This is a genomic window from Streptomyces sp. AK08-02, from assembly GCF_033795085.1.
In the GTDB taxonomy this organism is placed as follows: domain Bacteria; phylum Actinomycetota; class Actinomycetes; order Streptomycetales; family Streptomycetaceae; genus Streptomyces; species Streptomyces echiniscabiei.
In genome coordinates this window covers 1-24,222 of sequence record NZ_JARAZV010000012.1, presented here as the reverse complement: position 1 = coordinate 24,222, position 24,222 = coordinate 1, and the positions used below count along the sequence as shown (strand labels likewise).

Sequence of the window (24,222 nt, the reverse complement as noted above, 5' to 3'; positions counted from 1 at the left end):
CCCTCAACGTGATTCTCGACGTGACCAGGGCCCGGCCGCCGGGCCCCGGGTCAGCCCAGGATGCCCCGCTCGTACGCCGTCGCCACCGCCGCCGCCCGGTCCTTGACGCCCAACTTGCCGTACAGATGGGTGAGATGGGTCTTCACCGTGGCCTCGCTGATGAACAGGACGCGGGCGATCTCCCGGTTCGACGTGCCCTTGGCGACCAGGGCCAGGACCTCGCGTTCGCGGGCCGAGAGGGGTTCGTTGCCCGGGGTGCGGACCGCCGAGACCAGGCGGGAGGCCACCGCCGGGGAGAGGACCGTGCGGCCCTGCGCCGCCGCCCGTACCGCCGTGAAGAGTTCGTCCCTCGGGGCGTCCTTGAGGAGGTAGCCGGTGGCGCCCGCCTCGATCGCGGGGAGGGTGTCGGAGTCCGTGTCGTACGTCGTCAGGACGAGGATCTTCGCCCGGGACCGGCGGCGGGCCAGCTCGGCGATGGCGTCGACTCCGCCGCCGCCCGGCATCCGCAGGTCCATCAGGACGACGTCGGGGTCGAGGGTGCCGGCCTGTTCGACCGCCTCGACGCCGTTCGACGCCTCGCCGAGGACCGTGAAGTCCGGCGCCGACTCGAACATGCCGCGCAGCCCGTCCCGTACTACGGGGTGGTCGTCGACGATGAGGAGGGTGATGGGTGCGTCAGTGGTCATGGGGGACCAACGGTACGCGTGCCGAGACGGCCGTGCCGTGACCCGGCTCGGACTCCAGGGTGAGCGCGCCCGCGACGCGTTCGGCGCGGGCACGCATGCCGTCGAGGCCGAAACCACCCGTGCCGGTGCGGGCACGGACCGCGTACGGGTCGAAACCCTCGCCGTCGTCGCGGATGTCGAGGATCACCTCGTCGCCGAGGAAGGTCAGGGTGACGCCGGCCCGTGACGCGCGGGCGTGGCGGGAGGTGTTCGACAGGGCTTCCTGGGCGATGCGCAGAAGGGTCGCCGCGAGCTCCGCGTGGAGTTGACGCGCCGGGCCGGTGACCGTGAACTCGGCTCGTACGCCCGTCCGTTCGGCCCAGTCCGCGACCGTCTTCTTCAGGGCACCCGGCAGGTCGTCGCTCTCCAGGGCCACCGGGGCGAGGTTCTGCACGGAGCGACGGGCCTCGCCGAGGCTGTGCCGGGCCAGCTTCATCGCGCGGTCCGTGTGTTCGCGCGCCAGGGTGCGGTCCGGGGTGTTCGTCACCACCTGGAGCTGGGCGATGATCCCGGTCAGGCCCTGGGCGATCGTGTCGTGGATCTCGGCGGCCAGTCGGCGGCGCTCGTCCGCGACGCCCGCTTCCCTTGCCTGGAGGAGGAGTTGGGAGTGGAGGGAGGCGTTTTCGTCGAGCGCCTGCTGCAACGCCGTGTTGGTGCGTTCGAGTTCGACGATGGTGGCGGCCCGGTCCCGGGAACGCTGCTCCTCCTGCTCGGTGGCGTGGGCGACCAGCGCCTGCAGGCCGAAGTTGACGGCCAGCAGCCCGGCGAACGCGGCCCACTGGCCCCCGCTCTCGAACGGCGGCCCGCCCGCCTGCGCGCCGGCCACGGTGACCGCGCTGGCGAACAGCCCGAGCCGTCGCCACATGCCCGGGATCGTCTCGTCGGCGTCCATGTAGCCGGCGGCGGCGTAGAACGCGAAGAACGGGTTGATCCAGGTGAGCAGGAAGGCGATGGCCCAGCGGACGACGTAGTACGCGGTCCCCGCCCGGGATGGGGTCCGGCCACGGGCCCCCCGGCGGGAGCGGATGCCGTGCCACCAGAACTGGAGCGCGAGCGCGGCGCCGACGAGGATCCCGGCGGCCCGCCATTCGGCGGGGCCGTCGATCAGCTCGGCGGAGACGGCCGCGAGGACCGCGCTGACGCCGAGCAGCCCGTACGGCCCCCAGATGTGCAGTTGCTCCATGCGCCGGTCGAGGTGTGTGTCCGCCGCGGTCATGCCCCCAGTCTGCACGGCGGCCCGCGCGGAAGCCCGCACGCGGGTCCGCCTCGAAAGCCGCACGGGCCGTCGCTCGTCCGTCACACCCACGGGTCCGTTACTCCCACCGGAACCAGCGGGCGGCGCCCGCCGTCAGCAGCACCGTCCAGGCCACCAGCACACCCAGGTGGTCCCAGCCGGGCCAGTCCCCCGCCGCCGCCCGGTTCAGCGCCTCGGCCGCCGCGCCGAACGGGGTCCAGCCGACGATCCTGGCCAGCACGTCCGGCATGGTCTGCACCGGCGCCCACACACCCGCGCAGAACATCGCCGGGAAGAACGCGGCCGTGCCGATGGCGCCCGCCACCTTCGTCGTCCGGGACAGCGCGGAGATCACCGCGCCGAGCGCGAGTGCGGCCAGGACGGTCAGGACGAGGGCCAGGGCGTATCCGAAGGGCTGACGTGGCAGTCGTACGTCGAAGGCGAACCGGCCGACACCGAGGGCGAGCAGCGACGACGCCAGGGCGGCCCCGCCGTACACCAGCATCTGCGCGAGGAGGAGGGCCGCCGGGCGGACCGGCGTGGTCGACATCCGGCGCAGGATGCCGCGCTCACGGTAGCCGGTGAGGGTCTGCGGCATGGACTGGAGCCCGCCGACGAGCAGCCCGAGCAGCACGGCCACCGGCACGTACACGTCGATCGTCCGCAGGCCGCCAAGGTCGGCCTGCGCGTCGCCGAAGGAGGGGATCGAGCCGAGGATCACCAGGAGGAGCGTCGGGAACAGCAGGATCCAGAAGAGGGCGCCGGGTTCGCGGGCCATCAGCCGGATCTCGGTCCTCAGTACGGCCGTGTTCAGTACGGCGGTGTCGGCGACGGGCGTGTTCACGGCGCTCATGCCGCTTCCTCCTTCGTGAGGTCGAGGAACGCGTCGTCCAACGTGGCGTCGGTGACACGGAGTTGGTGGGCGGTGACATGGCTGCGGGCGAGCAGGGTGATGACGGCGTTGACGGTCTCGTCGGTGCCGGAGAGGGTGACGCGGCCGTCCCGGTAGTCGACGGACGCGAGCGCCGGAAGCGCGTTCAGGTCGTCCTCGGCCAGAGGCGTGGACGGTGTGAAGCTGATCACGGTGGCGCCCGCCGAGCGGCGGATCAGGCCGGCCGGGGTGTCCAGGGCGGCGATCCGCCCCTTGTCGATCACGGCGATGCGGTCGCACAGCCGCTGCGCCTCCTCCATGAAGTGGGTGACCAGAAGGACGGTCACCCCACTCGCCCGTACGTCCTCGATGAGCTGCCAGGTGTCCCGGCGGGCGCGGGGGTCGAGGCCCGTGGTCAGCTCGTCGAGGACCACGACCCGAGGGTTGCCGATGAGGGCGAGCGCGATGAACAGGCGCTGTTTCTGGCCACCTGAGAGCTTGCCGAACCTGGTGTCGAGCCGGTCGGTCAGGCCGAGACGCTCGGCGAGCGGGCGCCAGTCGGCGGGGCGTGGATAGAAGGCCGCGTACAGCTCCAGGGCCTCGCGGACGGTCAGCTTGGCCTGCAGTTCGCTCTGCTGGAGCTGGGCGCCGAGGACCCGGCTGGTGGCCTGGCGGTCGGTGACGGGGTCGAGGCCGGTCACCCGGATCCGGCCGCCGTCGGGCACGCGCAGGCCTTCGACGCACTCGACGGTGGTGGTCTTGCCGGCGCCGTTCGGGCCGAGGATGCCGAAGATCTCACCCTCCTCGACGGCGAAGGAAACGCCGTCCACCACGGGTCGGCCGCCGTAGGACTTGCGCAGGTCGTTCACTTCGATGACGGACATGCGACCAGCGTCGCGGTGCGGGCGGGGGCGGCACATCGGCCGACGCGCTCGGAACGGCATCGACCGATCGGTTGATACGCGGGTACGACCACGCGTACGACCTGCGCGTACGACTCCTCGAACACGCAGGTCGTAGGACCTGCGCCCGACCCGATCCGGGCCAAAACTCGGTAGGCACTGTCAGTGGTGGTCCGTAGGCTCGGCATGATGTCCACGACACGTGCAACCGCAAAGGACCCCGAGGCCCAGGCCGGCCGCTCCGCCGTGCGCACTCTGCTGCGCCTGTGGCCCTTCGTGCGGCCGGTGCGCGGCCGGCTGTTGGTCGCCGCCCTCGTCGCCGTCCTCGCCTCGTGCATGGGGCTGGTGATCCCGCTCGTCCTGAAGTGGATGGTGGACGGGCCGATCGCCGACCGAGACTCCTCCGGTGTGTGGCTCGGCGCGCTGTGGCTGCTGCTGCTCGGGCTCGGGGAGGCGCTGCTGTTCGGGCTGCGGCGGTGGCTGGTGGCCAGACCGCTGGCCGGGGTCGAGGCGGCGATGCGGGCGGCGCTGTACCGGCGGCTCCAGCGGCTGCCGGTCGCCTTCCACGACCGGTGGCCGTCCGGTCAGCTGCTGTCCCGGGCGACGTCGGACCTGCAGCTGCTGCGGATGTTCCTCGCCTTCCCGTTGACGTTCCTGTTCGTCAACGCGGTGACGATCCTGGTCGGTGTGACCATCATGCTGGTCCAGGACTGGTCGCTCGGGCTGGTGATCCTGGGGCCCGCCATCCCCGTCCTGGTCGTCTGCATCGTCTTCGAGCGGCGCTACCACCTGGTGGCCCGGCGTGCGCAGGACCAGGTCGGCGACCTGACGACGGTCGTCGAGGAGAGCGTGCTCGGCATCCGGATCATCAAGGGGTTCGGGCGGCACCGCAGCCAGGCGCGGGCGTTCCGCGAGCTGTCGGGCACCCTGCGCGGGACCGAGTTGCACAAGGCGCGGCTGCTGTCGGCGATCTGGGCGGCGATCGTCACGCTGCCGGAACTGGCGATCGGGGCGGCGCTCGTACTGGGGACCGTGCAGGTCGCCGACGGTGATCTGTCCGCCGGCACGCTGGTCGCCTTTCTGTCGACGGCCCTGGCCCTGCGCTGGCCCGTCGACTCCATCGGCTTCCTCCTCGCGATGAGCCAGGACGCGGCCACCGCCACGGAACGGTACTTCGAGGTGATGGACGAGGCCCCGGAGGGAGCGGAAGAGGCAGGGGAGGCGGGGAGCAAGATGGTTCCCGGCGTGACCGGCGCCCCCGAAGGGACGCGACCGGCCCCCACCGGACCCGCGGCCGACGAACGCCGAACCGGCGAAGCCACGCCGCCGCGTCCGGGCGCTTCCGGCACGGCCGACGCCGACCGCGGCCTGCGCTTCCACCAGGTCTCCTTCCGGTATCCGGACGCCCCCGCCGACTCCCCGCCGGTCCTCGACCGCGTCGACCTCCACATCCGGTCCGGTGAGTCCCTGGCCCTCGTCGGCACCACCGGCAGCGGCAAGACCACCCTCACGGCTCTCGTCCCCCGGCTGCACGAGGTGACCTCGGGGCGCATCACCCTCGACGGCCACGATATCGCCGCCCTGCCCAGGGACGAGCTGCGCGCCCTGGTCGCCGTCGCCTTCGAGGAGCCCACCCTCTTCTCGGCGAGCGTCGGCGAGAACGTCCTCATGGGCGCCGGGGACTCGGCGGGCGAGGCCGAGCTGCGGCACGCGCTCTCCGTGGCCCAGGCCGATTTCGTCCATTCGCTGCCGCAGGGCTCGGACACCCAGGTCGGTGAGCAGGGCCTCAGCCTCTCCGGCGGCCAGCGGCAACGGCTCGCGCTGGCCCGGGCGGTCGTGGGCGGGCCCCGGTTCCTCGTCCTCGACGACCCGCTGTCCGCGCTGGACGTCCACACGGAGGCCGCCGTCGAGGCCGCGCTGCGCCGGGTCCTCGCCGACACCACGGCCCTGATCGTGGCGCACCGACCGTCCACGGTCCTGCTCGCCGACCGTGTCGCCCTCCTGTCCGGCGGCCGGATCACCGCCGTGGGCACGCATCACGAACTCCTGCGGACGAACGCCGAGTACGCCTGGCTGATGGCCGGCGCGGACGAGGAGACCGACCGCGGCGACTCCCCCCACGGCACCACCGACAGCTTCGAGGAGGCCGCCCGATGACGGCGCCCACGACCACCGCGCCGACCCCCGACGACGACGAACGGCCCCCCGCTCCGAACGCCGGGCCGGACACCGGATCTCACACGGATCCCGACGGGCGACCGGACACCGGGGCCGACACCGCCCCGGACGCCGGGCCGGACACCGAGGCTGCCGCCGCGGCTTCCCGGCCGGGCGGTGCCGACGACCCCTTCGACCAGGACGACCTGCCCACTCCCAAGGGCGCCACCGCGACCCTGCTCCGCTCCCTCCTCGCCCCGATGAGGGGCCGCGTCGTCCTCACCGCCGTACTTCTGCTGCTGCAGCAGGCGGCCGTCCAGGCGGGCCCGCTGCTCGTGGCGTACGCCATCGACCGGGGTGTGCCGGCCTTCCGGGACCACGACAACGGGCCGCTCGTCGCCGTCGGCGTCGGCTATCTGCTCTGCGCGCTGGCGTCGGGCGGGCTGCAGTACTGGTTCATCTCCGCCGCCGCCCGGGTCAGTCAGGACGCGCTGCTCGATCTGCGCGGGCGCATCTTCCGGCACGCACAGGCGCTCAGCCTCGACTTCCACGAGCGTTACACCTCGGGCCGGCTCATCTCCCGTTCCACGGCGGATGTCGAGTCGCTGCGCGAGCTGCTGAACGACGGGCTCCAGGAACTCGTCACCATCGCCCTGTCGTTCGCCTACATCTCGGCCGTCCTGCTCTGGCTGGATCTGAGCCTCGGCGCGCTCGCCATCGCCTCCTTCGTGCCCCTCTACCTCCTCGTCCGGATCTACCAGCGTCGGGCCGGCCGGGTGTACGCACTGCGGTCCACGGCGATCGCCGCCGTCATCGTCAAGTTCGTCGAGACGATGAACGGCATCCGGCCGGTGCGCGCGTTCCGCCGAGAGGCGGCCAACGACACGGAGTTCGAGGCCCTCAACCGGCACCACGAGCGGAAGAACGGCGACGCGATCCTGGAGATGGCGCGTTACGTCGTCGGCTCCCGGGTCGTGGCCAACTCCGCTGTCGCGGCGATGGTGTTGTGGGGCGCCCACCGAGTCGCGAACGGCTCGCTGGAGCTGGGCGTGCTGGCCGCCGCCGTGCTGTACCTGCGGCGGCTGTACGACCCCATCGACCGGCTCGGTATGTTCCTCAACTCCTACCAGTCGGCCACCGCCTCCCTGGAGAAGATCTCCGGTCTCCTCGCCCAGACACCCTCCGTCCCGGAACCCTCGGCTCCCCGGCCCCTTCCGGTACGTGAGTCCGAGCACCCGGGTCGCGAGGTCGTCTTCGACGGGGTCCGGTTCGCCTACCGCACCGGCGGCGAGGTCCTGCCCCGCTTCGACCTCACTCTTCCGGCGGGGCAGACCGTCGCGGTCGTCGGCTCGACCGGCGCCGGCAAGTCCACCCTGGCCAAGCTGCTCGCCCGCTTCTACGACCCCACCGAGGGGCACGTCCTGCTCGACGACGTCGATCTGCGCGACCTGTCGGCCACCGACCTGCGGCGCGGGGTCGTGATGGTGACGCAGGAGGCCTTCCTGTTCTCCGGCAGCGTCGCCGACAACATCGCCATCGGCCGCCCGGACGCCGAGCGCGAGGAGATCGAGCGTGCGGCGAAGGCGATCGGCGCCCATGACTTCATCACCGCGCTGCCCGACGGCTACGACACGGACGTACGCAAGCGAGGTGGCCGTATCTCCGCGGGGCAGCGTCAACTGGTCGCGTTCGCGCGGGCGTTGCTCGCCGATCCGGCGGTGCTGATCCTCGACGAGGCGACCAGTTCGCTCGACATCCCGGGTGAACGGGCCGTGCAGCGCGCGATGTCGACGGTCCTGAAGGGGCGTACGGCCGTGGTGATCGCGCACCGGCTGTCGACCGTCGAGATCGCCGACCGGGTGCTGGTGATGGAGCACGGTCAGGTCGTCGAGGACGGGGCCCCGGCAGAACTCATCGCGGGCACGGGCCGGTTCGCGGATCTGCACCGGGCATGGCGGGACAGCCTGGCGTGAGTTCGTGAACAGGAAGCACAGCAAGGAGCACGGGGTGGGGAACGGGGAACGGGGAGAACAGTGATCGACGCGTACGAGGATCCCGGCACGCCCGACTCACGTGGCCCCGCGCGTTATCTGGTGTGGCTGGTGCGGCAGCAGTGGCGTCGGTGTGCGATGGGGGCGCTGCTGGGCAGCACCTGGACGACTCTGATGGCGCTGACGCCGTATCTGTTGTCCCGGGCCGTCGACGACGGTCTCGAACCGGGCGACCAGGCCGTGCTGGCCGGCTGGGCGGGCGCGATCCTCGCCGTCGGGACGTTCAGCGCGTGGCTGAGCATCATGCGGCATCGCACCATGACCCGGGTCCGGATGGACGCCAACTTCCGTACGGTCAAGGTCGTCGTCGGGCAGGCCGTGCGGCTGGGGGCCGCGCTGCCCCGGCAGGTCGGGGCCGGGGAGGTCGTCACGATCGGCGTCGGCGATGTCTCGACGATCGCCCAGTCACTGACCTTCGTCGGACCGGGCGTCGGCGCGCTCGTCTCCTACGGCGTGGTCGCCGGACTGCTCCTGTCGGTGTCCCCGACGCTCGCCGCCGTGATCCTGCTCGGCGTGCCCGTGGTCGCCGGCCTCGTGGGGCCGTTGCTGGGCCGGCTGCAGGGAGTTGAGTCGTCGTACCGGGAACGCCAGGGTGTCCTGACCGCCCGGATCGGGGACCTCTCGGGCGGGCTGCGTGTCCTCAACGGGCTCGGCGGCAAGGGGCTGTTCGCGGACGCCTTCCGGCGTGACTCGCGCCGCCTCCAGGAACAGGGGTACCGGGTCGGGGCAGTGAGCAGCTGGATCCAGGCGCTCGGGGTCGGCCTGCCGACACTGTTCCTCGCGCTGGTGACCTGGCTCGCGGCCCGGCTCGCCGCCCAAGGGTCCATCAGTGTGGGCGAGTTGGTGTCGGTGTACGGCTATGTCGCCGTGCTGATCGTGCCGGTGTCCTTCTTCATCGAGTGCGGTTTCCAGATCAGCCGCGCCCTGGTGGCCGCCCGGCGGGTCGTACGGTTCCTGGCGCTCGACCCCGACGACGACGGCGGCGGTGCGGGTGGCCGGGGGCTGGACGCGCCCGTGTCGCCCGCCGCGCTCCACGACCCCGACTCGGGCGTGAGCGTCGTGCCGGGGCGGCTGACGGCGCTCGCCGGCGCCCGGCCCGCCGATGCCGCCGCCGTCGTCGACCGGCTCGGCCGGTTCGCTCCGACGGCGGCGACCTGGGGTGGCGTACGGCTCGACGAGATCGCCCTCGCCCAGGTGCGCGCCCGCATCCTGGTCGCCGACAACGAGGCCGACCTGTTCGCCGGGACCCTGCGCGAACTGGTCTCCGGGCGCGGGGAGTTCGGCGAGGAGGCGATGGCGCGGGCGGTGCGCGCGGCCGTCGCCGACGACATCGTCCTGGGGCTGCCGGACGGGCTGGACTCGGCCGTCGACGCCCAGGGCCGCAACCTGTCCGGCGGGCAGCGCCAGCGGGTACGGCTGGTGCGGGCGCTGCTCGCCGATCCCGAGGTGCTGCTCGCCGTGGAACCGACGTCGGCACTGGACGCGCACACCGAGGCGGCCGTCGCGGACCGGCTGCGTGCCGAGCGCACGGACCGTACGACCGTCGTGGCGTCCACCTCACCCCTGCTGTTGGACCGGGCGGACACCGTGTACTACCTGGTCGACGGCAAGACAGCGGCCGTCGGCAACCACCAGCGCCTGCTCGCGGAGGAACCGGGATACCGCTCCCTGGTGGCACGCGACACGGCCGAGACGGAGGCCTCCGGCCCGCCCCGCATTTGAGGACAAGGCCCGCATTTCCAGCCCGTCTGGGGGTCCCCCCTCTGGGGGAGTTTGAGGACGAGGCCCCACCAGCCCCAGCTTCCTTCCCACCCACCCGCCCCCACCGCGTCTGCAGCCCAGGCCGCACCCCTCCAGCCCGTCCGGCGCTTGAGGACGAGGCCCCTTCAGGGCCGACGGGGGGTCTGGGGGCGCAGCCCCCAGGAACGGGATGGGACGGGTAGGGGCGGCGGGGGCGAAAACCCACACCGCCCACCACCAAGGAGCCCACCCCGTGACCGCCCAACTCCCCGTCGCCACTGCCGCGGACGTCCGCCGGGCCGCGGTCCGACTGATCCGCGCCGACGCAAGATCTTTCGCCACCGTGCTGCTGCTGAACTCGGCCGCCGCCGGCGCCGGCCTCGTCGCGCCATGGCTGCTCGGCCGGATCATCGACGAGGTCCGCGCGGGCGCCGGGGTCTCGGCGGTGGACCGGCTCGGCCTGGTCATCGTGGTGTGCGCGTTGGCCCAGTTGCTGCTGGCGCGCTGGGCGCGGTACGTGGGGTACCGGTTCGGGGAGCGGACCCTGTCGCGGGTGCGGGAGGAGTTCGTGGACCGCGCGCTCGCGCTGCCCGCGTCGGTGGTGGAGCGGGCCGGGACCGGTGATCTGACGGCCCGGGGGACGGCCGACGTCAGCACGGTCGGCACGACCTTGCGCGATGCCGGGCCGGAGCTGCTGATCGCCTCCGTGGAGTGTCTGTTCATCGTCGGCGCCGTGTTCGCGCTGGACCCGTTGCTCGGTCTGTCCGCGCTGCTCGCGCAGACTGGCATCTGGTTCGCGCTGCGCTGGTATCTGCGCCGGGCGCGCACCGCGTACCTCGCCGAGGGTTCCGCCAACTCCGAAGTGGCCGAAATTCTCGCGGCGACCGCCTCGGGGGCGCGCACGGTCGAGGCGTTCGGACTGGCGGAGCGACGGGTCGCGGTGAGCCGGGAGGCGCTGGACCACTCCCGGAGCAGGCGCCTGCACACGTTGTATCTGCGGACGGTGTTCTTCCCGCCCGTGGAGGTGTCGTACGTCCTTCCCGTGGTCGTCGTGCTGGTGCTGGGCGGCGCGTTGCACGGGCAGGGAGTGATCAGCCTCGGCGCGGTCGTGGCGGCGGCTCTGTATCTGCGGCAGTTGGAGTCGCCGCTCGACCAGGTGCTGACGTGGATGGAGCAACTGCAGGCCAGCAGTGCCTCGTTCGCGCGGGTGGAGGGGCTCGGGCGGGCGCCGAAGGGCGGGGCGGAGGCGTCGCCGGTGCCGGTGGGTGACCGGATCGACGTGACGGGGGTGCGGTACGCGTACGACCGTGGGGGCGAGGTGCTGCGCGGGGTCGATCTGACGGTGCGGCCGGGTGAACGGCTCGCGGTGGTGGGGCCGTCGGGGGCCGGCAAGACCACTCTGTGCCGGCTGCTCGCGGGGATCGACGAGCCGCGTTCGGGCACGGTGACCGTGGGCGGCGTTCCGATCTCCGCACTCGGGCCCGAGGAGCTGCGGCGGCAGGTCGTGCTGGTCACCCAGGAGCACCATGTCTTCCTGGGCACGGTCCGGGAGAATCTGCTGATCGCCGAACCGACCGCCACGGACGCCGAGTTGTGGTCGGCGCTGGCCGCTGTCGGCGCCGCCGACTGGGTGCGTGAGCTGCCGGCCGGACTGGACACCGCGCTGGGCCCCGACGGGGAGTCGACCGACGGTTCACGGGCCCAGCAACTCGCCCTGGCCCGTGTGGTGTTGGCCGACCCGCACACCCTGATCCTGGACGAGGCGACGGCGTTGCTCGATCCGACGACCGCCCGTCACACGGAGCGCGCGCTGGCCGCCGTACTGGAGGGGCGGACGGTGATCGCCATCGCACACCGGCTGCACACCGCGCACGACGCGGACCGGGTGGCCGTGATGGAGGAGGGGCTGATCACCGAACTCGGCACGCACGAGGGGCTGGTGACGGCGGGCGGAGCGTACGCGGCGCTGTGGGGGTCGTGGCACGGGGAGCAGCGGACAGGTTCCGCGCAAAGGAATGAATAGCCCGTATAGCGAACATGACCAACCGGTCAACGAACCTTTTCCAGCCAACTTATTGACGCGGTCCTGACAGCGCGTGGGCGCGCCTGCCACTCTTCCCACGGCACCTTCACAGCGACTCCACAGCAACACCGCTGTGATCTTCGCCACGCATCCGCACGCACCTGTTCTGCCCCGGACGGACGACCACCGTTCGGTCCCCCCTGGCCGTTGGACCAGCGGCCACGCAGAAGGAGTCAGTGTTGAGACGCCTGTCCCACAGACGCACCCCCCACACCTCCTCCCACACCAGCGCCACCGAGTTCTCCCGTTCCACGCAGCGCAGGGTCGCCACCGGCGCCCTCGTCGCGGTGACCGCCCTACTGGCAGCGGCGGTTCAGTCCGGCGCCGCCACCGCAGCTCCGGAGAAGGCACCGTCGGCCGCGGGCAAGGTCATACCGGGCGCGGAGTCGCTCAAGCTGTCCCCCGCGCAGCGCGCCGCTCTGCTGGCCGAGGCCAACTCCACCAAGGTGGAGACGGCCAGGGAACTCGGTCTGGGCGCCAAGGAGAAGCTCGTCGTCCGTGACGTCCTCAAGGACGGCAACGGCACCGTGCACACACGGTACGAGCGCACGTACGACGGACTTCCCGTCCTCGGCGGCGACCTGGTGGTTGACACCGCCAAGTCGGGTGCCACAAAGGGCGTGGTGAAGGCGACCCGGGCGACCATCAAGGTGGCGACGACAACGGCCTCACTGCCCGTCGCGAAGGCGGAGAAGCAGGCGCTGACCGCCGCGAAGGCCGAGTCGAAGAGCCCGAAGCTCACCAAGGAGCCCAGGAAGGTCATCTGGGCCGCCTCGGGCACCCCGGTACTGGCGTACGAGACGGTGGTCGGCGGGCTCCAGCACGACGGCACCCCGAACGAGCTGCACGTCATCACCGACGCGGCCACCGGCAAGAAGCTCTTCGAGTACCAGGGCGTCGAGACCGGCACCGGCAACACGGTGTACAGCGGCGCGGTCGACCTCACCACCACGCAGTCGGGTTCGACGTACAACCTGACCGACGGTGCGCGCGGCGGCCACAAGACGTACAACCTGAACCGCGGCTCCTCCGGCACCGGCACCCTCTTCTCGGGCCCGGACGACGTCTGGGGCAACGGCCTCGCGTCCAACCTGGAGTCGGCCGGCGCCGACGCCCACTACGGCGCGGCACTCACCTGGGACTACTACAAGAACGTCCAGGGCCGCACCGGCATCAAGGGCAACGGCGTGGCCGCGTACTCGCGCGTCCACTACGGCAACGCCTACGTCAACGCGTTCTGGCAGGACGCCTGCTTCTGCATGACGTACGGCGACGGGTCGGGCAACGCCAACCCGCTGACCTCGATCGACGTGGCCGGCCACGAGATGACCCACGGCGTCACCGCCAACACGGCGGGCCTTCTCTACAGCGGTGAGTCCGGCGGCCTCAACGAGGCCACCTCGGACATCTTCGGCACCGCCGTCGAGTTCTACGCCAACAACCCCTCCGACGTCGGTGACTACCTCATCGGCGAAGAGATCAACATCAACGGCAACGGCACGCCGCTGCGTTACATGGACAAGCCGAGCAAGGACGGTTCGTCCAAGGACAGTTGGTCCTCCAGCCTGGGCGGCCTCGACGTGCACTACTCGTCGGGCCCGGCGAACCACTTCTTCTACCTGCTGAGCGAGGGCAGCGGCGCCAAGACCATCAACGGCGTCAGCTACAACTCGGCCACCTCGGACGGGCTGCCGGTGACCGGCATCGGCCGGGACAAGGCGGAGAAGATCTGGTTCCGCGCGCTCACCACGAAGTTCACGACGAACACCAACTACGCGGGGGCCCGCACCGGCACCCTCGCGGCCGCCGGTGAGCTGTACGGCACGACGAGCGCCGAGTACACGGCCGTGGCGAACGCGTGGGCCGGTATCAACGTGGGCGCCCGTCCGGGTGGCGGTGGCGGTGGCGGCACCGGCACCTCCTTCGAGTCCGCGACCGCCGTATCGATTCCGGACAACGGCGCTGCCGTGACCTCGTCGATCGCCGTCACCGGCATCACCGGCAACGCGCCCACCAACCTGGTGGTCACGCCGAACATCACGCACACCTGGCGTGGTGACCTGGTCGTCGATCTGGTGGCGCCCGACGGTTCGGTCTACAACCTGAAGCCGTTCAGCTCCTCGGACTCGGCCGACGACGTGACCGAGGCGTACACGGTCAACGCCTCCTCCGAGGTCGCCAACGGGACCTGGCAGTTGCGGGTTCAGGACAAGGCGGCTCAGGACACCGGCAGGATCAACGGCTGGAAGATCACCTTCCCGTCGGCCTGAACACCCGGCAGTTAAAGGCCCGTTCGAACAGCGTTCAGGGCCCGTGAAAGACAGGGCGCCGCCCCGGTGGAGCAACTCCCCGGGGCGGCGCTGTCTTTACCGCTCATGTACTGGGCTTTTGTTGGCAACGTGCCCGGTCTTTGTCGTCGCTTTACCGAGTTGGCGCCGCGTTACATACACGAAACGTTTGGCCCGTAGTCGATTTTCAGCCAACATCACTTTGGGGTCCTGACATGTACAGGCCCTCGATGTCAGTCTTCGACGGCACGCCGCAGCAGTACTCCAGCTTCACCACCACCCTCCTGGCAGTCACCCCAAGACCGCCAGGAACCCCCACAAAGGAGTCCGCGTGACCCCCATCTACGCGCGTCACAAGCGCACCACCCTGGCCATCGCCACCGCTGTCGCGGCCGGGGCACTCCTCACCACCGGTCTGACCACCGGCGCCTCCGCGGAGAGCGAGCCGACCGGCACCGCGGCCAGAGTCTCCGCCGTTCCGCTGACGCTGTCCCCCGCCACGCGCACCGCGCTCATCAAGGAAGCCGCCGCCGAAGCCCCGGCGACCGCCGACGAGATAGGCCTCGGCGCCAAGGAGAAGCTCGTCGTCCGTGACGTCCTCAAGGACGCCGACGGCACCCTGCACACCCGCTACGAGCGCACCTACGCGGGCCTGCCGGTCCTCGGCGGCGACCTCGTCGTGCACGAGAACGCGGCCGGCACGGCCCGGACCGTGACCAAGGCGCAGAAGGCGGCCATCAAGGTCACCGACCTCACCCCCGAGGTCACCACGGCCGCCGTCGAGAAGCAGGCCGTGACGCTCGCCAAGAAGGCCGGTTCCAGCAAGTCGGCGGCGTCCAGCGCGCCCCGCAAGGTGATCTGGGCCGCCTCGGGCACCCCGACCCTCGCCTACGAGACCGTCGTCGGCGGCCTCCAGGAGGACGGCACCCCGAACGAGCTGCACGTCATCACCGACGCGGCCACCGGCAAGAAGCTGTACGAGTTCCAGGGCATCGAGACCGGCACCGGCAAGAGCCTGTACTCGGGCACGGTCACGCTGGGCACGACGCTGTCGGGCTCGACGTACCAGCTGACCGACGGCACCCGCGGCGGCCACAAGACGTACAACAAGTCGCACGGCACCAGCTCGTCGGCCGGCACGCTGTTCACCGACGCCGACGACACCTGGGGCACCGGCGCGGCCTCCAGCTCGACCACCGACCAGACCGCGGCCGTCGACGCCGCGTACGGCGCGCAGGCGACGTGGGACTTCTACAAGTCGACGTTCGGCCGCAGCGGCATCAAGAACAACGGCGTCGCGGCGTACTCCCGCGTCCACTACGGCAACGCGTACGTCAACGCGTTCTGGGACGACAGCTGCTTCTGCATGACGTACGGCGACGGTGACGGCAACACGCACCCGCTCACCTCGCTGGACGTGGCCGGCCACGAGATGACCCACGGCGTCACCGCCAACACGGCCGGCCTGAACTACTCGGGCGAGTCCGGCGGCCTCAACGAGGCGACGTCCGACATCTTCGGCACCGCCGTCGAGTTCTACGCGGCGAACAGCTCCGACGTCGGCGACTACCTCATCGGCGAGAAGATCAACATCAACGGCGACGGCACGCCGCTGCGTTACATGGACAAGCCGAGCAAGGACGGCGGCTCGAAGGACTCCTGGTCCTCGACCCTCGGCAACCTCGACGTCCACTACTCGTCGGGCCCGGCGAACCACTTCTTCTACCTCCTGTCCGAGGGCAGCGGCGCGAAGACGATCAACGGGGTCAGCTACAACTCCCCGACGTCCAACGGCTCCACGGTCACGGGCATCGGCCGCGCCAAGGCCGTCCAGATCTGGTACAAGGCGCTGACCACGTACATGACATCGACGACCAACTACAAGGGCGCCCGCACGGCGACCCTGTCGGCGGCCTCGGCCCTGTACGGCTCCACCAGCACGGAGTACGCGGCGGTGAACGCGGCCTGGGCCGCGGTCAACGTCACTGCCTGACGCATGACATGTGCCGCGCGGTATGAGCGGCGGGTGAGCGAGTGACCGGCGGGGCGGTCCCCGGAACGAAGGCATTTCCGGGGACCGCCCCGTCGTACGTGTGTCCGCATCCCGCACCCCGCCGCACGGCCACCCGCACCCCCCGCCCTACCCTTGGGTCCCATGTCCTTCACGTACGCGGAGGTCGGCGCGACCCGCGAGCGCGGCTTCCGTTGCCCGCCCGGCTTCCACCACCTGCATGTACGCACCCGCATAGGCGAGGGCGAGGCGGTCTTCCGGCGCGCCGCCGAGGCCGTCCTCACCTGGGAGATGCACCGCGCCATGGGTATGGGCATCGACGCCACGTCCGAACGGGCGGCCCAGGACGTCGATGTCACGGTCACCCTCGCCGGTGTCATCAAGGCTCCCTGCCGCGTGGTCTGGGCGGTGGAGGAACACCGCCGCGCCGGCTGGGCGTACGGCACCCTGGCCGGCCACCCGGAGTGCGGCGAGGAGTCCTTCGTCGTGGACCGCACGGGCGACGGCACGGTGTGGCTGACGATAAGCGCGTTCAGCCGCCCCGCGAAGTGGTACGCCAAGGCGGGCGGCCCGGCGACACGCGGGTTCCAGCACGCCTACGCGCGGCGGTGCGGGACGGTGCTGCGGCGGCTGTGCGGGGGATACGAGGAGGCCTGACGCGGGCCGACACCTGTCGGCGGCGGTCGGCGGCGGCCCACCGGGCCGACGGACAGGTGCGAGACAGAACGAGCCCGGCCGCCCGCTGCGCGAATTCCTGGCCCCGAAACCGGCCCAACTCCCCGTTTCGCACAGGTGTGCTGCGCTAATCTCTCGGTCACACGTGCCACCCGAGAGACCAGGGCCCACATGCCTCCCCAACACCGCAGCCGCACCGAAGAGTTGGCCTACGCGGCAGCCGGTATGGAACCACCCGCCGTTGTCCCGTTGCGCAGGAACGACCCGAGGCAGGCCGGCCCGTACCGGTTGGAGTCACTGCTCGGCAGCGGCGGCATGGGCCGGGTCTATCTGGGCCGGGACACCACCGGCGGCACGGGACCGGCCGCCGTGAAGGTGATCCGGCCCGAGTACGCGGACGACCCGCTCTTCCGGAAGCGTTTCGAGCGCGAGGTCGGCGCGCTGGACAGCATCCAGGGCGCACACATCGTGCGGCTGCTGGGCAGCGGCTGCGAGGAGGACCTGGTCTGGGTCGCCACCGAGTACATACCGGGGCCCACCCTCGCCGACGTCGTCAACGCGCGCGGGCCGGTCGACCCGGCGGCGGCCTGGCGGCTGCTGGCCGACGTGGGGCGCGCGATCGAGGCCATCTGGCAGGCGGGGCTCGTCCACCGCGACCTCAAACCGTCCAACGTGATCCTGGGCGCCGACGGAGCCCGCGTCATCGACTTCGGCGTCGTCCAGGCCCCCGACGGCACGGCAATCACCGCCACGGGCCAGAACGTCGGAACGCCCGCCTACATGTCCCCGGAACAGGCGAGGGGCCGCGAGGTGACCGCCGCCTCCGACGTCTTCTCGCTGGCCTCGACCCTGACGTACGCCGTCACGGGGCACGCGCCGTTCGGCGAGGGGACCGGCGTCGACGTCCTCTTCGGGGTGGCCTTCGAGCCGCCCCGCGAGGAGATCCTCGACCGGGTGGAGACCGTCGACGCGGAACTGGCCGCGTTCATCCGCACCTGCCTGGACAAGGATCCGGCACGGCGCCCGGTACCGGAGACGGTGTTCAGGACGGCCATCGGCCACCAGATGTCACCGTCGTCACCGGTACCGGCCGCACCCCCTCGGGTGAAGCGCCCGAATCCCCTCCCGGAAGCGGCACCCCCGCCCGTCGCCGCCCCCGCCCCACCCGGCGAAGACCGAAGACCCGGGAACAGGAGACCCAGGAACAGGAAGACGACGCTGGTCGCCGTCGCGGCGGCGGCCGCCCTGACCGCCGGGGGCATCACCGCCGCGCTGCTTGGACAGGACGACGACCGGCCGTCGGAGGCCACCGGCAGCGGTGCCGACATCGCCGCGTCGGCCGTCCCGGAGTCGTCACCCTCCCCGACCACGACGAAGAAGCCGGCCTCCGCACCCACCGCCCCACGGGACACACCCACGCCCACCCCGTCGACCACCCAGGGCCGGGCGACCCAGCAGGATCCGCCCGTGGCGCCCGCCCAGAACCCCGCGACGCCGAACCTGCGGTCGGCCGCGTGCGCCGCCGAACTCGGGTCGGGCTCCACGGGCGACTGCGTCGAGGCCCTGCAACTCCTCCTCGGCGGCCACGGTCTGTACGTCACGGTCGACGGCCGCTTCGGACCGGAGACACTCGCCGCGGTGAAGGCCTTCCAGACGGAGGCCGGGACCGCCGTGGACGGCAGGGTCGGCCCCGAGACCAAGGACGCCCTGTACGCCACGGCTCGCGGACCGGTCCGCGCCGGTTCCCTGACGGTTGCCGAGAACAACGGCGCCCTGGTCCACAGATGCCTCGACGCCCGCGACAGCCCGACCGTCGGGGTGTGGACCTGCAAGGGCACGGCCACCCAGAGGTGGGCCCTGTACCGCGTGCCCGGTCCGGCCGCCACCTACCTCGTCGTCAACCAGGGCACCCACCGCTGCCTGGACGCCGACGCGGGCACCAGTTCCGCGAACGGCCAGAAGATCGGCGCCAGAGCCTGCGACGGCCTGAGCGCCCAGCACTGGCAGCTCGGTGCCGCCGGCGAGAACGCCGGCCAGACACTCGTCAGCATCCCGAACGGCTACTGCCTGGACGCGGAGGCCGCCACCTCGGGCCAGGAGGGCCGGGCGTTGCAGGGCTGGAGCTGCGCGGCCAACAGCAACCAGGCCTGGAGCTGGTCCTGACACATCGTCAGGACCAGCGGACCAGATCCAGCGGTCACCGCATCAGCACGCCGGCCCCCTCCCCCAGTTCCTCCGAAGGCACCGCCACCAGCCCCATCTCCGCGCTCGACGCCAGCAGTCGGTGCGCCGGCAGGATCCGCACGGTGTAGCCGTAGGGTCCCGTCCGGTGCAGGGACAGTGGGCCCTCGTACTGCCAGCGGCCCTCCGGGTCCGGGCCGCCGACCGCCTTCAGCGGGACCGTCGTCGCCTCGGTGATGCTGTCCTGCGAGTCGACCCGGCCCGAGACCGCCTGGACCTCGACGTCGTCCGGGGACAGTTCGCCCAGGCCCACCCGTACGCGGAGCGAGAGCGTGCTGCCCAGTTCCGCCGTCAGGGCGGGCGCGGTCGCCGCCGAGGTCTCCACGTGGTCGACGGTCACCGTGTGCCAGGCGGAGCGGACCCGGGACTTCCAGGTCGCCAACTCCCTTGCCGTGTCCGGGGTCATGGTCCGGTGGGCGCGGGCCGCCGGGGCGTACAGACGCTCCACGTACTCGCGGACCATCCGGCCGGCCAGGACCTTCGGACCCAGGTGTGTCAGGGTCTCGCGGACCATCTCGATCCAGCGGTCGGGCAGGCCGGTCTCGCCGTGCTCGTAGAAGCGCGGGGTGACCCGTTGTTCGAGGAGGTCGTACAGGGCCGCCGCCTCCACGTCGTCCCGGTGGTCGGGGTCGTCGCCCGAGACGCCGTCCGCCGTGGGGATCGCCCAGCCGAACTCCGGCCGGAACCATTCGTCCCACCAGCCGTCCAGGACCGAGAGGTTGAGGCAGCCGTTCAGCGCGGCCTTCATACCGCTCGTGCCGCACGCCTCCAACGGGCGCAGGGGGTTGTTGAGCCAGATGTCGCAGCCGGGGTACAGCTTCTGCGCCATCGCCATGCCGTAGTCGGGAAGGAAGACGATGCGGTGACGGACGCGTGGGTCGTCCGCGAAGCGCACCAGCTCCTGGATCAGCCGCTTGCCGCCGTCGTCCGCCGGGTGCGCCTTGCCCGCGATCACGATCTGGATGGGGCGTTCGGGGTGCAGGAGGAGGCCGAGGAGACGGTCGCGGTCGCGCAGCATCAGGGTCAGTCGTTTGTACGAGGGGACACGGCGCGCGAATCCGATGGTCAGGACGTCCGGGTCGAGCACCCCGTCGATCCAGCCCAACTCCGCCGTACCCGCGCCGCGTTGACGCCAGGACGCCCGAAGCCGGTCCCGTACCTCCACCACCAGCTGCTCGCGCAGGGACCGTCGTAGCTCCCAGATGTCCCGGTCCGGGATGTCCGCGACCGCGTCCCACCGGTCCGAGCCGCCCACCGTCAGCGCGTCCTCGGTGCGCTCCGCGCCGATCTGGCGGGCGCCGAGCCTGAACACCTCGGGCGCGACCCAGGTGGGCGCGTGCACACCGTTGGTGACGGAGGTGATGGGCACCTCGGCGGGGTCGAAGCCGGGCCACAGTCCCGCGAACATCTCCCTGCTCACCTGGCCGTGGAGCAGGGACACGCCGTTCGCCTGGCGGCCCAACCGCAGGCCCATCACCGCCATGTTGAAGAGATTCGGCTCGCCGCCGGGGTAGGTCTCCATGCCCAGGCTGAGCACGCGTTCCACGTCGATGCGCGGGAGTTCGGCGTCGGGGCCGAAGTGGTGGGCGACCAGTTCGCGGTCGAAGCGGTCGATGCCGGCCGGGACGGGCGTGTGCGTCGTGAAGACCGTGCCAGCGCGGACCGCCTCCAGCCCGGCGTCGAAGTCCAGCCCCTCGTCGCAGAGTTCGGCGATCCGCTCCAGGCCGAGGAAGCCCGCGTGGCCCTCGTTGGTGTGGAACACCTCGGGGGCGGGGTGGCCGGTGAGGCGACAGTACGTCCGGACCGCGCGCACTCCTCCGATGCCGAGCAGCATCTCCTGGAGCAGCCGGTGTTCGCTGCCGCCGCCGTACAGCCGGTCCGTGACGCCCCGTTCGCCGAGGTCGTTCTCCTCCACGTCCGAGTCGAGGAGCAGTAGCGGTACTCGTCCCACCTGGGCAAGCCAGACCCGGGCCCGAAGCGACCGGCCGCCGGGCAGGGCCAGGGAGACCTGGGCCGCGGTGCCGTCGGGTTCCTTGAGGAGTGTGACGGGGAGTTCGTTGGGGTCGAGGACCGGATAGTGCTCCTGCTGCCAGCCGTCCCGGGAGAGGGACTGCCGGAAGTAGCCGTGCCGGTACATGAGTCCGACGCCGATCAGCGGTACGCCGAGGTCGCTGGCCGACTTCAGATGGTCCCCGGCAAGGATGCCGAGCCCGCCGGAGTACTGCGGCAGGGCGGCCGTGATACCGAACTCGGGGGAGAAGTAGGCGACGGCGGCGGGCAGTTCGGCCCCCTGAGTCCGCTCCTGTGTCTGGTACCAGCGGGTGCCGTTGACGTAGTCGTGCAGGTCGTCGGCGACCGCGGTGAGGCGGCGCAGGAAGCGATGGTCCTCGGTGAGTTCGGTGAGCCGCTCGGGCGAGAGGCTGCCGAGAAGCCGTACGGGGTCGCAGTCCGAGTCGGTCCAGCGCTCGGGGTCGACGGACTGGAAGAGTTCTCGGGTCTCCGCATGCCAGGACCAGCGCAGATTGCGGGCCAGATCACTGAGCGGCCGGAGCGGCTCGGGGAGAACGGGACGGACGGTGAACCGACGGATCGCCTTCACATTCCACCTCGGTGGTCGTGCGTAATGTGCCGAACCTGTACATACCGGGACGCACGGCCATGTGCGCCCCGTCATCATCCCCTTGACGGTATCGGGGCGGGAGCGCGGGAACCATGGCGCGTATTACGCGCCCCCGGTGCGGGCCGACTGCCGATATGACCTGTTCCCTCCCCGCAGGCCACCTTGTGACAGTTCGCCCCGCACGAGAGGCTGCCCGGAAGGCCGCCGGGCGTTGGCGGCCGGGGAGGGGGAACTCCAACCATGAAACGGACGCGCGCACCTATCAGACGTCCACGCTGGGCGGCGGGCCTGACCGCGGCGATCACAGCCGCCGTCCTGTCGGTCACCGCTCCCGCGCAGGCCGCCCCGGAGGGGCGCATAGCCGGCGCCGGTGAGCCCGGTTCAGTCGGCGGAAGCTACCTGGTGACCCTCAGGGAAGGGACCGCGGCCTCGTCGGCGGAGGGCAGGAGTCTCGCCGCGAGATACGGGGCGAGAATAGGCCACATCTACAGCACCGCCCTCAACGGCTACGCCGTACAGGCCGACGAGACCGAGGCCAGGCGTCTCGCGGCGGACTCCCGCGTGGCCTCGGTCTCCCAGGACACCCGGATCACGTACGACGGCGCCACCGGACGCGCCCCGCAGGACCCGCCGCCCTGGGGCCTGGACCGGGTCGACCAGGCCGGGCTGCCGCTCGACGACACCTACACCTCGCCGGCCTCGGCGGGCAAGGGAGTCACCGTGTACGTGATCGACACGGGCATCCGTATCTCGCACAGGGACTTCGGGGGGCGTGCGAGTTACGGCTGGGACTTCGTCGGCGACGACCGGGTGGCCGGTGACGGAAACGGACACGGTACGCATGTCGCGGCGACGATCGCGGGCACCACCTTCGGCGTCGCGAAGAAGGCCAGGGTCGTCTCCGTACGTGTCCTCGACAACGCGGGCGGCGGTACGACGGCGCAGGTCATCGCGGGTATCGACTGGGTGACGAGACACGCCAGAAAGCCGGCGGTCGCCAATGTGAGCCTCGGCGGCAACCACAACGCCCCACTCGACGCGGCCGTACGGAACTCGATCGCGTCCGGGGTGACGTACACCGTCGCGGCCGGGAACGACGGGCAGCGGGCCGGCGACTACTCCCCCGCCGATGTCAGGGAGGCGATCACGGTCGGCGCGACCGGGCGGACTGACGCCCGGGCGGACTTCTCGAACTGGGGTCCGGCTCTCGACCTGTTCGCCCCGGGCGTCTCGATCATCTCGGCGTCATATGCCGACGACACCGGACGGGCGACCTACTCGGGTACGTCGATGGCGGCGCCGCACGTGGCGGGCGCGGCGGCCCTCTACTTGGCGGAACGACCGAAATCCCGTCCGGCCCAGGTCGCCAGAGCGCTGACGACTCTGGCGACGTCCGGGAAAGTCTTCGACAAGAGGGACGGTTCACCGAACAAACTCCTGCGGATACCGCTGCCCTAGGAGCTCTGTGCCGTCTTCGGCCCCGTCCACCGGACGGGGCCGACCTCGTTCCCAGACCTGGCTGATCCTGGGTGCAGACATACGCGTGAGTAGTTAGCAAAGTGCCGGATTGCCTACCCGAATAGGGTGGGAAGGCTCCCCCGGTACACGACCCAGGAACACCGAACAGACACACCAGTCAGGCACAGCCAGCAGGACACCCTCCCCACATCCATCCGCCCACCCACGTTGACGCGGACAGGAGCGGTCATGCCCGCCACGCACCACTCGTCAGCACCACCGACACCCACCTCCGGCACCCCACCGATATCCCCGACGGACACCGCCGTCCCGCCGGCCGCCCCGGAGCCACCCACTCCGGCCCCGGCCCCGCCGGCTCCGCCCCTCCCCGGCGCCGAGGGCACCGCGGTCGGCCGTATCCCCGTCCTGGACGTCCGTCCGCTCGTCATGGGCGGGCGCTGTCCGGCGAAGGCGGTGGTCGGGGAGGCCTTCGAGGTCTCGGCCACCGTCTTCCGCGAGGGCCACGACGCGGTCGCCGCCAACGTCGTGCTCCGCGACCCGAAGGGCCGGCCCGGCCGCTGGACGCCGATGCGTGAACTGGCCCCGGGTACCGACCGCTGGGGCGCCACCGTCGAGGCCGACGCGCCCGGTGACTGGACGTACACCGTGGAGGCGTGGGGCGACCCGATCAGCACCTGGCGGCACCACGCGGGCATCAAGATCCCGGCCGGGATGGACACGGAGCTGGTGCTGGAGGAAGGCGCGCGGCTCTACGAGCGTGCCGCCGACGGCGTGCCGAAGAACAAGGGCAAACGGGATGTGCTCCTGGCCGCCGTCGAGGCCCTCCGGGACGACGGACGCCCGGCGCCCGCCCGGCTGTCAGCGGCCCTCACACCCGCCGTCGACAAGGTGTTGCGCCGGTATCCGTTGCGTGAGCCGGTCACGTCGAGTGAGCCGTTGGCGCTGGTGGTGGAGCGGGAGCGGGCCCTGTACGGGGCGTGGTACGAGTTCTTCCCGCGGTCGGAGGGCACGCCGGAGCAGCCGCACGGGACGTTCCGGACAGCCGCGCGGCGGTTGCCGGCGATCGCGGCGATGGGCTTCGACGTGCTGTATCTGCCGCCGATCCATCCGATCGGGCACACCTTCCGCAAGGGGCCCAACAACAC

At 71.4% G+C, this 24,222-nt stretch carries 15 protein-coding genes; 10 read left to right on the top strand and 5 right to left on the bottom strand.

Annotation, left to right across the window (positions count from 1 at the left end; translation table 11 throughout):
- Window positions 1-50: 50 nt before the first annotated feature.
- The 4 genes from PV734_RS24850 to PV734_RS24835 form a co-directional block, all read right to left on the bottom strand.
- The gene (locus PV734_RS24850; protein WP_319094957.1) at window positions 51-686 is read right to left on the bottom strand and encodes a response regulator transcription factor; all 636 of its coding nucleotides are present in this window, start codon (window positions 684-686) and stop codon (window positions 51-53) included.
- A complete protein-coding gene (locus PV734_RS24845) occupies window positions 676-1,941 on the bottom strand; it encodes a sensor histidine kinase (protein WP_319094956.1) in 1,266 nt (421 codons plus the stop codon). The genes PV734_RS24850 and PV734_RS24845 overlap by 11 nt, the downstream gene beginning before the upstream one ends.
- A gap of 97 nt (window positions 1,942-2,038) precedes the next feature.
- On the bottom strand, window positions 2,039-2,773 hold the full coding sequence (locus PV734_RS24840) for an ABC transporter permease (protein WP_319095229.1): 735 nt from the start codon (window positions 2,771-2,773) through the stop codon (window positions 2,039-2,041).
- 35 nt (window positions 2,774-2,808) lie between these two features.
- Window positions 2,809-3,714, bottom strand: a complete 906-nt coding sequence (locus PV734_RS24835; RefSeq protein WP_319094955.1) for an ABC transporter ATP-binding protein — start codon at window positions 3,712-3,714, stop codon at window positions 2,809-2,811.
- Window positions 3,715-3,921: 207 nt separating this feature from the next.
- On the opposite strand from PV734_RS24835, the gene PV734_RS24830 reads away from it, so the two are divergent.
- The 8 genes from PV734_RS24830 to PV734_RS24795 all read left to right on the top strand — a co-directional run bounded on the left by PV734_RS24830 (window position 3,922) and on the right by PV734_RS24795 (window position 18,900).
- Entirely contained in the window at window positions 3,922-5,889 is a 1,968-nt protein-coding gene (locus PV734_RS24830) for an ABC transporter ATP-binding protein (RefSeq protein ID WP_319291946.1), read from the top strand.
- Entirely contained in the window at window positions 5,886-7,862 is a 1,977-nt protein-coding gene (locus PV734_RS24825) for an ABC transporter ATP-binding protein (protein ID WP_319291943.1), read from the top strand. The genes PV734_RS24830 and PV734_RS24825 overlap by 4 nt, the downstream gene beginning before the upstream one ends.
- 60 nt (window positions 7,863-7,922) lie before the next feature.
- Window positions 7,923-9,662 carry an ABC transporter ATP-binding protein gene (locus PV734_RS24820; RefSeq protein WP_319291940.1) on the top strand — a complete coding sequence of 580 codons (1,740 nt, stop codon included), beginning with the start codon at window positions 7,923-7,925 and terminating at the stop codon, window positions 9,660-9,662.
- A gap of 208 nt (window positions 9,663-9,870) precedes the next feature.
- Window positions 9,871-11,703, top strand: a complete 1,833-nt coding sequence (locus PV734_RS24815) for an ABC transporter ATP-binding protein (protein WP_415924261.1) — start codon at window positions 9,871-9,873, stop codon at window positions 11,701-11,703.
- Window positions 11,704-11,942: 239 nt separating this feature from the next.
- Window positions 11,943-14,033, top strand: coding sequence for a M4 family metallopeptidase (locus PV734_RS24810; protein ID WP_415924260.1), 2,091 nt, complete (start codon window positions 11,943-11,945; stop codon window positions 14,031-14,033).
- Window positions 14,034-14,382: 349 nt separating this feature from the next.
- On the top strand, window positions 14,383-16,044 hold the full coding sequence (locus tag PV734_RS24805; RefSeq protein WP_319291934.1) for a M4 family metallopeptidase: 1,662 nt from the start codon (window positions 14,383-14,385) through the stop codon (window positions 16,042-16,044).
- A gap of 162 nt (window positions 16,045-16,206) precedes the next feature.
- A complete protein-coding gene (locus tag PV734_RS24800; RefSeq protein ID WP_319094948.1) occupies window positions 16,207-16,719 on the top strand; it encodes a DUF1990 domain-containing protein in 513 nt (170 codons plus the stop codon).
- Window positions 16,720-16,908: 189 nt separating this feature from the next.
- Complete coding sequence (locus PV734_RS24795) at window positions 16,909-18,900, top strand: protein kinase domain-containing protein (RefSeq protein ID WP_319094946.1); 1,992 nt, start codon at window positions 16,909-16,911, stop codon at window positions 18,898-18,900.
- A 34-nt stretch (window positions 18,901-18,934) separates the two neighbouring features.
- On the opposite strand, the gene glgP is transcribed toward PV734_RS24795, so the two are convergent.
- Complete coding sequence (gene glgP / locus PV734_RS24790; RefSeq protein WP_319291931.1) at window positions 18,935-21,577, bottom strand: alpha-glucan family phosphorylase; 2,643 nt, start codon at window positions 21,575-21,577, stop codon at window positions 18,935-18,937.
- Between the two features lie 261 nt (window positions 21,578-21,838).
- Between glgP and PV734_RS24785 the strand changes: the two genes are divergently transcribed.
- On the top strand, window positions 21,839-23,056 hold the full coding sequence (locus PV734_RS24785) for a S8 family peptidase (RefSeq protein WP_319094944.1): 1,218 nt from the start codon (window positions 21,839-21,841) through the stop codon (window positions 23,054-23,056).
- Window positions 23,057-23,305: 249 nt separating this feature from the next.
- Window positions 23,306-24,222: maltotransferase domain-containing protein (locus PV734_RS24780; protein WP_319291928.1), on the top strand; the 917-nt coding region annotated here is incomplete at its 3' end.